The sequence below is a fragment of the Billgrantia endophytica genome, assembly GCF_002879615.1.
Classification (GTDB): Bacteria; Pseudomonadota; Gammaproteobacteria; order Pseudomonadales; family Halomonadaceae; genus Halomonas; species Halomonas endophytica.
Genome location: NZ_PNRF01000024.1, coordinates 1 through 13,533 on the forward strand (window position 1 = coordinate 1; position 13,533 = coordinate 13,533).

9 protein-coding genes are annotated in these 13,533 nt (G+C 61.2%); 3 read left to right on the top strand and 6 right to left on the bottom strand.

Annotated elements, in window-relative coordinates; all coding sequences use genetic code 11:
* Positions 1-274: hypothetical protein (locus tag C1H69_RS23275; RefSeq protein WP_133154969.1), on the bottom strand; the 274-nt coding region annotated here is incomplete at its 3' end.
* Between C1H69_RS23275 and C1H69_RS11735 the strand changes: the two genes are divergently transcribed.
* The 3 genes from C1H69_RS11735 to C1H69_RS11745 all read left to right on the top strand — a co-directional run bounded on the left by C1H69_RS11735 (position 248) and on the right by C1H69_RS11745 (position 7,223).
* On the top strand, positions 248-6,319 hold the full coding sequence (locus C1H69_RS11735) for a BapA/Bap/LapF family large adhesin (protein WP_133154970.1): 6,072 nt from the start codon (positions 248-250) through the stop codon (positions 6,317-6,319). The two genes, C1H69_RS23275 and C1H69_RS11735, sit on opposite strands and share 27 nt — an antisense overlap.
* A 108-nt stretch (positions 6,320-6,427) precedes the next feature.
* Positions 6,428-6,751, top strand: coding sequence for a tryptophan synthase subunit beta like protein (locus C1H69_RS11740; protein WP_102653600.1), 324 nt, complete (start codon positions 6,428-6,430; stop codon positions 6,749-6,751).
* A gap of 139 nt (positions 6,752-6,890) precedes the next feature.
* Positions 6,891-7,223, top strand: coding sequence for a tryptophan synthase subunit beta like protein (locus C1H69_RS11745; RefSeq protein WP_102653601.1), 333 nt, complete (start codon positions 6,891-6,893; stop codon positions 7,221-7,223).
* A 146-nt stretch (positions 7,224-7,369) separates the two neighbouring features.
* Here C1H69_RS11745 and C1H69_RS11750 read toward each other — a convergent pair whose 3' ends face one another.
* The 5 genes from C1H69_RS11750 to C1H69_RS11770 all read right to left on the bottom strand — a co-directional run bounded on the left by C1H69_RS11750 (position 7,370) and on the right by C1H69_RS11770 (position 13,479).
* A complete protein-coding gene (locus C1H69_RS11750; RefSeq protein WP_102653602.1) occupies positions 7,370-9,301 on the bottom strand; it encodes an EAL domain-containing protein in 1,932 nt (643 codons plus the stop codon).
* 55 nt (positions 9,302-9,356) lie between these two features.
* Positions 9,357-10,064: a transglutaminase-like cysteine peptidase gene (locus C1H69_RS11755; protein WP_102653603.1), complete on the bottom strand. Its 708-nt coding sequence runs from the start codon at positions 10,062-10,064 to the stop codon at positions 9,357-9,359.
* A 130-nt stretch (positions 10,065-10,194) separates the two neighbouring features.
* Positions 10,195-11,349 (bottom strand): cation diffusion facilitator family transporter, encoded by a 1,155-nt coding sequence (locus C1H69_RS11760; protein ID WP_102653604.1) that lies wholly within the window; start codon positions 11,347-11,349, stop codon positions 10,195-10,197.
* Positions 11,342-12,550, bottom strand: coding sequence for a 1-acyl-sn-glycerol-3-phosphate acyltransferase (locus C1H69_RS11765; RefSeq protein ID WP_102653605.1), 1,209 nt, complete (start codon positions 12,548-12,550; stop codon positions 11,342-11,344). The genes C1H69_RS11760 and C1H69_RS11765 overlap by 8 nt, the downstream gene beginning before the upstream one ends.
* Positions 12,547-13,479, bottom strand: coding sequence for a recombination-associated protein RdgC (locus C1H69_RS11770; RefSeq protein WP_102653606.1), 933 nt, complete (start codon positions 13,477-13,479; stop codon positions 12,547-12,549). Before C1H69_RS11770 ends, C1H69_RS11765 begins: the two co-directional genes overlap by 4 nt.
* Between the last annotated feature and the right edge of the window lie 54 nt (positions 13,480-13,533).

Sequence of the window (13,533 nt, forward strand, 5' to 3'; positions counted from 1 at the left end):
CATTGGCGGCATCCAGGTCGTGGCCAGCGACCAGGACGGCGACAGCGCCACGGCAACGGTCGATCTCACCGTGTTCGACGACGAGCCCGAGGTCGAGCTGGGCGGCCAGCGCGTCGCCACCGAAGGCGGCGACGTCATCGCCGGCACCTGGTCGAGCGATCCGGGTGCCGACAGCGATGGCGCCGAGCGCTTCATCGCCTTCAACGGCGGTGTCGAAGAAGCCTTCGTGGTCGGCCAGGCCTATGAGTTGGACGAAGGCACGCTGACCTTCCACGAGAATGGCACCTGGACCTTCGACCCGGGCGTTAACCTGGACCACAACGACAAGCAGTCGATCCAGTTCGAACTGATCAAGGTCGACGGCGACGGCGACCGGGCCAGTGACACGCACCGGATCAAGATCAAGGACGGCGCCGACCCGACGCCGGGAGACGAGAACGGCGAGGGCGGCACGGTCGCCCTGGAAGTCAACGAGCGCGGGCTGCGCGAGAGCGCGGACAGCGACAAGCTGGTGGCCCAGGGTGATCTGACCTTCACCGCCGGCAGCGACGACATTGTCGACTTCGCCTTCGGTGACACCGGCGGCATCCACGTTGACGGCCTGGATGGCACCCTGACCTGGAGCCTGGATGCCGACGGCAACCTGATCGGCAACCTCGACGGCGCCGAGGTGCTCAAGCTGAGCCTCGCTGGCACCGACCCGATCGCCGCGCAGACGAGCGGCACGGTCACCGTGAGCGTCGAACTGCTGGGTGCGCTGCCGCACGACGTGGACAGCCTGACCATCGAGGGCATCGAGGTGGTGGCTATCGACCGCGACGGCGACGTCTCGGCGCCGGGCCGCGTCGGCGTCGACGTGCTAGACGACCTGCCAACACCGAAGGTCGACGAGGTTGACTTGAGTAAACTCGACCTGACCACCTTCGACCGCTTCGCTGCCGAGGAGGGAGGCACCTCCGACAGCGCCAACGTCGGGGCCGCCTTCCTCGCCGCCGTGACGCCGAACTACGGCGCCGACGGCAAGGGTAGCATCGAGATCAGCGACTACGCCCTAGCCATCGACCCGACTGTCGCCACCGGGCTGCAGAGTCAAGGCGTCGACATCGTTCTGGAGATGGACGGCGATGATGTCGTGGGCATGGCCGGTGAGACCGAAGTATTCCGTCTCAGCGTCGACGAGAGCGGCGAGGTCACTCTGACCCAGAGCGCCGTGATCGATCATTCCTGGGCGGATGGCAAGAACGTTGAGTTTCTGCCGGAAGGCAGTGTGACCCTGAATGCGGTGGCGACGGTCATCGATGGTGATGGTGACGCCGTGACGATCGATGTTTCGGCCGAATTGGGTGGTTCGGATGGCGTCGTGAATTTCGTGGATGCGATACCGGAAGCCCATGACTCTTCCATAGCGCTGGAAGAGCTGGAAATCCCGCCATTCTATGCCAACGTCTCGCTGGCCCTGGATATTTCGTTCAGCATGTATCAAGACGGTGTCATGGGCGAGCAGAAGGAGGCGGCACTCAAGTTGCTGGAGCGTTATGAGGAGGCACTTGGGGCGGCGGGCGGCGAGGTCAAGGTTCAGCTCGTCATGATCGGCACCGATGCCACCGCCTCCAACTGGGGGAACATCGGCATGGATGGCATCGCATGGATGACCATCGATGAGGCCAAAGCGCTGATTGAGGCGATCCCGGAATATCATCCGCCTGGCTGGAGCGCTCAATACACCAACTACACCGCTGCCTTGAATGGCATCATGGATAATTACGATGGCCGGGTCGATGAGGAGGGAGTGCAGAACCACTCCTACTTCCTGACCGATGGTGACCCCGCAAAAGCGGGATCAGGATGGGGAGGGGGGCTTGTGGAAGACCCCGTCCCTCAGGAGGTGCTGGACCTCTGGCATGCATTCCTTGAGTCCAATGACATGCTCTCCTACGCCATCGGCATGGGCGACAGCCCGACGGCAGAGCATCTGCAGTCGATTGCCTACAATGGTCTAACCGGAGAGGACCATGACGACCTGCTGCATCTTGACATCGATTTCGATGATCTGGCAGACCTGCTGGCCTCCCTCGCCCCCGAGCCGGTAAGCAATTACCTGGATATCGACTTTGGCGCGGACGATGGCCATATCCTCAGCATCACCGTGGATGGCGTGACCTACCTTTACGACCCTGAAGCCAACGATGGAGAGGGTGCGGTTACGGGTGGTGGTGAGTTCAACCCTGCGACCAATGAATTGACCGTCGAGACCAATGCGGGCGGTACCTTCACACTCGATATGCAGACTGGGGCCTACACTTATGTTCCGCCTGAGTCGGTGAGCGGCGGTGTAACCGAAGAAATCATCGAGTTCGTGGTGATAGATGGCGACGGTGACACGGCCGGGGCGACTCTTACCATCGATCTTGAGAGCTTGCCCATCAAGATCGATGCCGAAGACAATCAGGTAGTCGGCAAGGAAGACACCGCCCTTGTCGTCAAGTGGGAGGACTTCAAGGTTTCGGGCGAGGCCGAGGGTATTGTCATCACGGATATGACCGAGGCAGGCACGCTGCAGCTCAAGGTCGGTGATGAATGGGTGGATATCGCCGAAGGCCAGAAGATCACCAAGGCCGATATCGAGGCGGGTAATCTGCGCTTCATGCCGGACGAGAACGAATCAGGCTTCGATAAATACGAGGGTGACGGCGTTGGTAATAAGCAGGCCGATTATGCACACATCACCTTCAAGCCTTATACCGGTACGCAGGAAGGCCAGGAAACGACGCTGACGGTGGATATCAAGCCGGTCGCCGATGCGCCGGAGGTGTCGCTGACGGTCACGCCGGGAGAGGTCCATAGCGAAGGTGATGGTGCCGAAATCATCAAGGTCAATGGTGGTAGCGGTGTGCCGGGTGGCTTTGACGTCCAGGATGGTCAGATCATCAAGATTGGCGATGGCGTGCGGGTATGGCTTTCGGAAGGCGACTCCGTGCCAGAATTGAATGGTGGGACGATCGCGTATTATGGTCAAGGTAACAGTCATGGCGATAGCGGGTACTCCGATATCTTTGTCCTGCACCCTGACAGTGGTTACTGGCAAGATGGCAACTGGAGAGCCCCGAATGCTGTCACGGGTAACCGGGGGGCGCAGTCCGACGGTACGCCCCAGGATTATATCTTCCTATCGGGTGATCCTGCCGGATACAGCGTAAATGAGGGCCCCAATAATAGGAATGATGACTTCAATACGATCGACAATATAAGCGTAAACCATAACGGCAAGACGATTGTCCAAGGCAGCAATCAGATTGAGGGGTGGATCCATGGCGATGGGACTTGGGGTGGGCCCAACCCTGAGCCGGAGATCGAGAAGGAAGACGGTGGCAACGGTGGTGTCGCCTACCAAGAGTTCACGCTCAACGTGTCGGCGGAACTGACCGATACCGATGGCAGCGAAATTCTCTCGGGCATCACGCTGACCGGCATTCCCGAGGGGGCCAGTGTTGAGCTCGTCGATCCGCCAGAAGGTGTGAAACTCAAGGAGATTGGTAATGGCTGGTTTATCACCAACCCCGGCCAAGGGGATCTCAACGATATTGAGCTGACACTTCAGGTGCCTCTGGATGCCGAACCCTTCGTTATCAAGGCGGAGGCGACGTCCACCGAAGTGTATCGCGATGAGAATGGCAACCCCATCCCCGTGGATGGCGTAGACACGGCCACGGGCTATGATCAGGCTGCTGGCGTGGTTGCGCCCGTGGAGCCGCCTGTCATTGATGGCCTGGATGATGCCATCGTCGTCAACGAGGCTTACCTGGAAGGCGGTACGAAGGAAGGCGAAGGCGAGCCCGAGGCAGAAGGCAGCTTCACTGTTTCTTCTCAAGTGGGCATCAGCCAACTGAGTATCGCCGGTGAGAGCATCTCCATTGCCGACCTGCTGGCCTTGGCGGGTGGCAATGGCACTATCGGCCCCATTGATACGGCGGAGGGCAACACCCTCGTCATTACGGGATACGACGGTGACGCCAAGGGCGGCACGGTCCACTACGAGCTCATACTGGTGGATAGCGTGACGCATCCCGGTCCAGATGAGGATAGTCTGGATAAGGAAGCGATTCCCGTGTCGGTAGTCGATGAACTCGGCCAGTCTTCGGCTGCGAACATTGGCGTGACCATCGTCGACGATACGCCGTCCCGTTTCGAACTGGCCGAGGCGATAGAGGTGCCGGTCAGCGAAATCGAAATGGCCGATCTCGATGCCGGCTGGCAGAATATGGTCGCGACATCCGGCTCCGGCCAGGTGACTACTACCTCGGATGACAGTGGCATCTATATCCAGTGGGGAGGTAGCAGTGGCTCCGGCTATGACTTCGTCTACTCAGAAGGACTGACAGGCTCTGAACTGGTGGAAACCGATTCCCTGTTCTCACTGGGTACGTTGACGCACAACAATTTCTCGATCTCGGCGAACAGCAAGGTTCTGGATACTGTCGATCTTGAGGTTTCCTTCACGGTTGTCATCGACGGCGTGCCGGTCGAAGTCACCACTGTCATTCAGTTGGAGCATGACGAGACACCCAATAACAAGACGCCGGTAACCCATGAGGATAACGACGATATCGTCAAGATCACCAATCCCGAACAGGAGCAGGTGATCACGGTCGGCGATCGCGAGTACGTGCTCAAGATCAAGGGCTTCATGGATGAAGACGGAAAGCTCGTCGATACGGTCTACACGACCGAGACGAAGGCCAGTTCGTTCGAGCTCTATGCCGAGATCGCTTCCACCGACGATCTGCCGGTAGTGACCGGACAGGTCGAGGCCGACTGGGGTGCCGATGGGGCGGCAGCGGAGGGAAGCCTGCTATGGCGTAATGGCGAGGAGGCGCCTGTATCCAGCGGCACGATTGAGGGACAGCATGGCACGCTGACTGTCAACGCCGACGGCACCTATACCTATGAGGTCAGCCGTGGTGCACGTGACGGTATGAAGGCGGGTGAATCCTATGAGGATGAGTTCACCTATTACCTCACCGATGCGGATGGCGACGTGGTCGCATCGACGCTGACCATCAATCTTGAAGGGGTGGTGAACGGCATCGTGGCCGTCGGCAACGTGGCGACCGCCGACCTGGCCTTGGTCGATATCATGCCGGAGCCGGTCCATAGCCAGGTGATGGGCAACGAGACTTCGCACCATGCGACCAGTAATACTCGTGTCGATAACTACAGCGAGACCTTTGTCATTGAAGAGGGAAGCACAGGACAGTTCAGTTTTGATGTGTCCATATCGACGCCGTCGCTCTGGCCGCAATCGACTTCAGCCTCCTTGTCCTGGTCGCTGCTGAAAAGCGATGGTAATGATGACTGGGTCGAGGTGCCGGGATACGGCGGCAATGCCGGTAATGGTGTCCACGGCGCCACTGGGCTGGAGGAAGGCGAGTACAAGGTCGAGTTCACGGCGACCACGAGTGGTTCAGTTTGGCTACCATTCGTTGGTACGTCGTATTCGAGCGTTTCCATCAGCGATGTCAACCTGATCCAGCAACCCGATAGCTACCAGGAAGCCCAAGCGACTGCAGTGGAAGGCAATGTCCTGACCGACTCGGGTGTGGACGGCAGCAGCGATATTCCGGGCTCCACCAATACCGTGCTCAAGGTATGGGATGGCGAGGCGTTCGTTGCCGCAACCAAGGACGGGGTGAGTATTGCCGGCCAGTATGGCGAGTTCACTCTCTATGCTGATGGCGGCTATCTCTACGAGCCGGACCCGGATATCGACAGCGTGGGACAGATCGACACCGTGGCCTACCAGCTTGCGCACCCCTCCGGCGTCACAGCGGAAGCCTCTCTGCAGGTGGGTATCACCGGCCCGGGTGTCGACAGCTTCGTCTGGGGAACGGATAGCGACGATAGTATTGCCGGCGGCGGTGGTAACGACATCATCGTTGGCGGCGCGGGAGATGACATTCTCACCGGTGGTGAGGGTAACGATGTCTTCAAGTGGAACTTTGGCGACCAGGGTACCACGGAGGCCCCAGCCAATGACGTGGTGACCGACTTTGCCAATGGTAACAACACGCTAGATCTTGCCGACCTGCTGCAAGGGGAAGATGGAAGTAACATTGGCCAATTCGTCCTCGCCGAACAGGAGGGCGCCGATACCGTGCTGTACCTGAGCTCGGATGGCAGCCTGGCTGGCAGCAAGGACAATGCCGATCAAGTCATCCGTCTGCAGGGCAAGTCGTTCGAGGATTTCGGTGCTGAAGCAGGTAACAGTGGCGACTTGATCAGCAAGATGATCGAGAGTGGGCAGCTGCATATCGATCAGTAATCACGTTTCGCAATACATCATGAGCCCCGCCCGCTCCTTTGGGCGGGGCTTTTTTAAATACGCATGGGAAGCACGCCCGGGTCTGGTGCGTGCGGAAGGGGAGTGGTCATGTACATCAAACGTAGCAAGAACGGTGAAATCGAGCAGCTCAGCCGCGAGGCGACAGCCGACTGCAAGGAGTTCATCGAACTGAACTCCCCGGAGCTGGTGGCGTTCATCGGCAGTGACGAGAAGGCGCAGGTCGAAGCGCTGCGCAGCTCCGATCTGGAGTTCGTGCGCGTGCTGGAGGATGTCATCGAGCTGCTGATGGACAGGGGCGCCATCAGTTTCACCGACCTGCCGGCCGCGGCCCAGGAAAAACTGATGGCCCGCCAGACGCTGCGCCAGCGGGCCAATCGCGTCGATCTGCTGAGCGAGGATGGTGTCATCTGAGTCGCCCTGAGGGGTTCACTGCGGGCTTGCTTCGAGTAGGGCACGGTGGCAGGCCGCTGTCGAGGCGGGCTCCGCTGCGCTGCGCTAATATACCCGTGTATGGGCGACTGGGCGTTTACTGCGTCTGAGGGGGCAGAGGGTGTATATCAAGCGCGGCGATAACGGCGAGATCGAGTTGGTGAGCCGGGAGGCTACGGCGGATTGCCGGGAGTTCTTGGCCGGTGATTCCCCTGAGCTATTGGCGTTTTTTGGGCAGGATGGTGTTCAGCGTCAGGCCGATGAGCTGCGCCAGTCGGATCTGGAATTCGTGCGGGTGCTGGAAGACGTGATCAATGTCCTCATGGACAAGAGCGTGATCAGCTTTACCGACCTGCCGGAGCCGGCCCAGCAAAAACTGCTGCGGCGACAGTCGCTGCGCCGGCGGGTCAACGATGTCGGGCTGTTCGATGAAGACGACGAGGGCGTTATTTGACGGGTTGGGGGAGGGCTTGCAGGAGTGCTGCCAGGTGCCACGGTGAAGGCCGCTGCGCTGGCAAGTATTGCTACGCGGGCGACACCGCGGTCGCGAGCTAAAGCTATCTCCAACAGCCTGTTTTTTTACCTTGTGAGAGCGTCACGTCATTCCGTCGTATCGCCTTCCTCTTCCTCGTCGCGGTGCCGAACGCCTGGGCCGGTCACGCCGTCAAGGCCCAGTTCGAATAGCACGGCGGCGGCACGGCTCGTCTTTACACCTTCGGCAATGGCGATGATTCCCAGGGAGTGGGCCAGGGTGGTCATGCCGCGCAGCAGGCTCTGCTGTTCCGTCTGTTCTTCGATGTTGTGACTCAGGGCGGCGTCGATCTTGAGGAAACTCAGCCCCAGGTCCTGCAAGCCCTGGATCCTGCCGAACTGCGTGCTGACATGCTCGAGTCCCATCTTGCAGCCGAGCGGCAGCAGTTCATTGCAGAGGCTCTGAAGGGCCTGGGGTTGCTGCAAGGCAACCGACTGGGGCAGCTCGAACCAGAGGCGTGGTGCGGCATCCGGGTGGGCGCGCACGCGGGATATCAGTTCGCCAACGAAATGACCGTTGCTCAATGAGCTGGCCGAGAGATTGACCCCCACGGGCTGGCCGCTGGAGGTCGTATCCTTCAAGGCCGCCGACACCACGGCGAGATCCAGCTCGGGCGTCATTTCCAGGCGGGATACCCACGGCAGGAAAATGCCGGCGGGGCGCCATTCGCCTTTCAGGCGCAGCCGAGAGGGGACTTCATGGTGAATGAGTCGTCCGCTGGCATCCAGGACCGGGTAATGAGCCAGGAAGACGCCTTGTTCCAGTGCCTCGTGCAGTGCCTTGCGCCATTCATCGTGGCGCGTGTAGAGCACACTGTCGACCGGCACGGCAACGATCACCTGGCCGATTTCTCCCTGTGATTCGGCAGCTGCCAGGGCCCCATCGAGGCTTGCCAGCAGTGCGGCCTGATTTTCGCCCTGGGTATATTCACACAGTGCCGATGGCAGCAGGAGGGAAATGCCATGCTGATCGTTCAACACCTGGAGTCGTAGCTTCAGCTCTTTGCCGGTCGCTTCCAGGTCGTGTGAGCGCGGAATGATCACGGCGAAGTCGCTGCCATTCAGGCGGCCTACCTGGCCGTGTCCGTAAAGCAGGGTCAGCTGTTCCAGGGTGCGTGCCGTCTTGGCCAATAATGCGTCGGTGGCCGCGTGGCCGAGCTGCTGATTGACCTCGGCAAGCCGGCCGACACGAACCAGTGCCAGGGTGCCACTGGCATCGTCGCCATCGCTTTGCAGGTGGGCCTGCAACTGGTCGAGGAAAGGCACGCGAGTCAGGGTATCGGTTACCGGATCGTGCTGCATTCGGCGGCGTAGCTGATCGAGCTTTTCGCTTTCTTCTCCCAGCATCCGGCGCACGGCATCGGAGAGGCGGTTCATTGCCTGCACGACTTCCCGCAGTTCCCGCGTTCGTGGCTCCCTGGCGGTTGTGAAGCGGCGCTCTCCTATGGCTTGTGCCTGGGTGACCACGTCGCGCAATGGGCGACGAATGGTACGCACGACCCAACTGGCCAGCGCCAGGCTGAGAACGCCGGCAATGGCAAACCAACCCGCCAACTCCAGGCTGCTGCGCCAGAGAGAGCGGTAGGCGAAGCTGTGCTGGCTTTCCAGCTCCAGCGTGCCGTATTGATGCCAGCCATCCTGCACCACGGCCTGTCCGGCGGGAATGTCGAAGCGCACCAGGCTCACGAACCAGGCGGGTACATCGTCGATATGCTCACTCGCCTCACGCCTGTCGATTGTCTCGCCTTCGGTGTCACGCAGTTCGATGCGCTGATAGTGCCCGGTGTCGAACTGGGCGGCGAGCAGCAGTTCGAGAATGACCGGGTCTTTTTCCAGTTGGCTCATGGATAGCGCCAGGGCGTTGGCGTTATCCGTGTTCTTGATGCGAATTTCCTGTTCGATATAGTGCCGGCTGCTGGTCACGCCGATGAGCAAGCTGCCGACGAAGGCCAGCAGCAGCAGTACGACAATGGTCAGCCAGAGCTGCTTGATCAGTGACATCTTAATCCCCCGCCTGGGCCTGAAACCCCTGGTTGTTCTGACAGTTGTGCTGACATCAAATGAATCCCTGTTCCTGCATGCGTCCAATCACGTTACGCCAGCGTGAGAGCCTGGCGACCGGGTCCGCTCGTGACTGGCTCGAACCGCCGGCCCACAGCCCTTCGCTGTTGAAACTGAAGACCGGGTCCAGGTCGGTACGCTGGGAGGCTGGCGTGATCGAGGGCACGAGATTGTCGAGAACCAGCGGTGTGGCGGCCGGGGTTTCGTAATAGCCCAGTACCATATGCGCCTGAACGATCTGACCACGCCCGATGCGGGCGCGAACGTAGATCATGCGCAGCCGATCGCCCGGCACGCCGAGTTCCTTGAGGGTGACGTACTTGGCGATGGAGTAGTCCTCGCAGTCGCCCTGTCCCTGCCCCATGGTTTCCAGCGGTGTTGCCCAGAAGTCTTCCTGCCCCCAGTTATCGATATCGTCTACCCAGCGAACGCGACGGTTGAAGAAGTCATTGACCTCGCGTAGTTGCGTATCCAGGTCGGCGTCTCTGAGTCGGTCGAGCAGGGCGAACCACTCTTCCAGAGTGTTCAGTCCCTGCTGGCCATACAGCCGCTGCATGCTGGTACGCAATCTTGCACGGTCGATACGCGCTTCCACCCGTGTCGGCTTCAGCCCTAGCCCCGCCACGAGCAGCACACTGCCCAGGCCGGCCAGAAAACGGCGGCGACCGGGTTGGAAGGTGTGCTGAGAGGGACCGTAAGGCATGGGGCGAGCCGGCAGTAGTGTTTCGTTGCGTAACGAGTCGTGTCATTAAGTACATGACGTTTCGAGTATAAAGGACCGAGCATGCCAGTACGACAGGCATGAACATCACATGCGAGGGGGCGTGGTGTTCTCAGCCTTTCCCCGGGCCCTGCCAGACGCGTAGCCTGCCGATCCAGCTCAGGGACCGGGAGGCGGACCGCAGTTCGTGAGCCGCTGCGTCGAGGCTCTGGTGTGGAGGGAGTTCACGGACGTAGACCGAGACATCGATCTGATTGTCCAGGTAATGCAGGTCGAGAGCGACACGGGTCTGCCAGACGGGGCAGGCGCTCCATGTTTCGTCAAGCACGCCTTCCACGTCGCGGCGCAGGGGCAGGCCGGGTCGCAGGCTGTGCTCGGTTTCGTCGGAATCGTCTTCCGGGTCGATATGGAAGGTGACGTCGGCAAGGTTGGGGAAGGCATCGCGCAGGTGCCGGCTGACCTGGTTGCCGATCTCGTGGGCCTCGGACACGGTAAGCCGCGGTGCCACGACGATATGCAGGTCCAGCACGTCGTGGCTGCCGAGTGAACGGGTGCGCAGATCATGCACGCCATCCACGCCGGGAACGGCTTCGGCGATGGTTCGCATGCGCTCGCGGTCGGCGGTGGGAAGGGCGGTATCAATCAGCTCCTGGCTGGATTCCCACAGCAGCCGGCCCCCCACCTGGCCGACCATGATGCCCACCACGATGGCGGCCACGGCATCCATCCAGCCGACGCCGAACTGGGCCGCCAGCAGGCCGATCAGCACCACGACAGTGGAAAGGGCGTCTGAACGGGAGTGCCAGGCATTGGCTTCCAGAAGGCGGGAGTTCACCCGCTTGGCGACCCGCATGGTATAGCGGTAGATCCACTCCTTGGCGATCAGCGCCACCACGGCAATGCCGATGGCCCAGAACCCGGGGGCCGGAATGGGGTCGCCATCGATCAGGCGGGCAAGGCTTGCCCAGGCGATGCCGCCTGCCACGAAAATGAGAACGCTGCCGAGCCACAGGGTGGCGAGCGTTTCGATGCGTCCGTGGCCATAGGGGTGATTGCTGTCGGGAGCCTGGCGCCCGAAATGCGTGGCAGCCAGCACGAAACCATCGGTGACGAGATCGGAGAAAGAGTGGATGCCATCGGCGATAAGGGCGGCGGAGCCGACCAGCCAGCCCGCGACTATCTTCATCGAGCCGACGATCAGGTCGACCATGGCACCGATCAGGGTGACCTTGTGGGCTTCGCGAGTGCGAATGGCGTGGTCAATCATCGTTCACCATCTCTCCCGCCTTGTTGCGGACCGGATTGGCGTATTGGGTCAGCCACCAATCGCGCAGCTCGGTGGGTACGTCGTTCAGCCGTGCCTGGAAGTGTGCGCGGTCAAGGTCGCTGACCTCGCTCATGTCCAACAGTTCGGGGGCACCGCCCAGGGCCTCGAGTGCCAGGTAATGGCTGGGAAAGAGGTGGTAGCCGCCCACGACCTGGCGATCGATTTCGGCCGCCACGGCTTCCGGCGTATCGAAACTCGTCCCCAGCGGTTCGCCGAAACGGAGCTGTACCCTGCCCTTGTGGCCGGTGATGCCGGCAACGATGGACTGGATATCCTCGAACTCACTCTTGTCGTAGCGGCCCTGAGTGTGGATGGCATGCAGCTCTCTGGCCTTCTGCAGGTCGCAGGGGTCGTATTCGTAGCTGATCGATACCGGGACCATGCGCAGCTCGGCGATCGCTTCACCGATCGGGGCCTTGCGATCCTCTTGTCGTCTCGCCATGGTCAGCATCTTGATGATTGCCGTGTCCGTGCGATCGATGCCGTCCTTGGCCCGTCCTTCCCGCTGGGCCATCCAGATCGAATGGTTGTCCCCGGTGATGGAGTGGCGGATATAGGCGGAGAGCGACTGGTATGCGGCCAGCATCGCGCGTTTGCCACGCAGGGCGCGGGGCACGATGAAGCTCTTGTTGAGCCGCATGAGGTCGGTGACATAAGGCTTCTTGAGAAGGTTGTCGCCAATGGCGATACGCACGGTATCGCGGCCGGCCAGATGCAGCGCGTAATTGACGAAGGCGGGGTCGAGCGATATGTCCCGGTGGTTGCCAATGAAGAGATAGGCCGCATCCGGAGCCAGGTGCTCCAGGCCCTCGACGACGAAGTCGTCGGTGGAGGTACGAATCATGCGGGCCATGTAATGCGCGATACGCATCTGGAAGTCGCGGACACTGGTGACGTCGCGTGTCTCACGGCGAATGGCGTAGGCCGCTATGGCGCGTGCCAGTGCAGGCAGCATTCTGCTGAGGCGAGGCAGGCGGTAGCGCGTCAGGGCGTCCAGCAGTTCCCTGTTGCTGGACAGGCGCGCGAGCACTGCCGCGACTTCCTCGTCCTGATAGGGACGAATGTCAGCCCAAGGGTCATTGAGATCCACGCCGGTCGGAGCATCGGCCGCCGGCGCGTCTTGCTTGGCCGGATCGATCATGCGCTGCCCTGCGGCGAGGCGTTCGAGACTTCGCCATCCAGCCATTCGATCAAGCGTTCGATCTGTTCGGCTAGCGCCTGGGTCATCAGCATGAAGTCAGCCTCCAGTCGTACGATGGCGTCCCCATCATCTTCAGTTTCATTGGCTTCGTCGATCAGTGCGTCACTGAACCGCAGGGATTTCAGCGCCAGGTCATCATGTAGCACGAAGCTTAGCCGTCCTTCTATCTCCAGGGCTAGCCGGCTGGCCTGGCGGCCCGTCGCGAGCAGTTGCTGGATCTCGTCGCTGTCCAGATCCACCTGGCGGGCACGCAATACGCCATCGTCGCCCTTGGCCTTGAGCTCGACCTGATCACCCAGTTGCAGGCTTGCCGGACGGCTGTCCGGTTCGGCCAGCCAGTGGGTCATGGCGCGCATCGGCAGGGTCTGGGTGGCGAGCGGGGTGACCTTGAGACTGCCGAGGGTTTCCCGCAGCAGGTCCAGTACCTCCTCGGCGCGCTTGCGTGAGCTGCTGTTCACCGCAATCAGGTTGCGCTGCGTATCCCACCACAGGTCGACCTTCTGGCTACGGATAAAGGCCCGTGGCAGCAGTTCTTCGTAGACCTGCTCCTTCAGCTCCTGCTTTTCCTGACGGCGCAGCTTGCGGCCTTCACGGGCTTCGATATCGGCGCCACGCTCCTCGACTTCCTCGCGCACCACGCCAGCCGGCAGCAGGCGCTCCTGCCGCAGTACCGTCATCAGGCGCTGGCCCTGCAGTTCATGCAGCAGCGCGGTGCCGGCCCGCCCCGCTGGCGGGCACCAGCCCAGTCGCCGCGCTTCCGTATTGCCGGGTAGGCGCGCGGCCTGCCCGGCTAGTGCCGATTCCAGGTCGGCCGCCGGGATCGCCGCTGCCTCATGCAAGCGGTAAAGATGCAAGTGCTTGAACCACATGGCGCATTCCCTGAGCAAAAAAGACGCATATTATGGCCAAGGGGGGGCGGCGGT

Coding starts and splice junctions, on each gene's coding strand:
- C1H69_RS11760 (WP_102653604.1), bottom strand. CDS start 11,349: ATGATTGACCACGCCATTCGCACTCGCGAAGCCCACAAGGTCACCCTG.
- C1H69_RS11750 (WP_102653602.1), bottom strand. CDS start 9,301: ATGTCACTGATCAAGCAGCTCTGGCTGACCATTGTCGTACTGCTGCTG.
- C1H69_RS11755 (WP_102653603.1), bottom strand. CDS start 10,064: ATGCCTTACGGTCCCTCTCAGCACACCTTCCAACCCGGTCGCCGCCGT.
- C1H69_RS11740 (WP_102653600.1), top strand. CDS start 6,428: ATGTACATCAAACGTAGCAAGAACGGTGAAATCGAGCAGCTCAGCCGC.
- C1H69_RS11770 (WP_102653606.1), bottom strand. CDS start 13,479: ATGTGGTTCAAGCACTTGCATCTTTACCGCTTGCATGAGGCAGCGGCG.
- C1H69_RS11765 (WP_102653605.1), bottom strand. CDS start 12,550: ATGATCGATCCGGCCAAGCAAGACGCGCCGGCGGCCGATGCTCCGACC.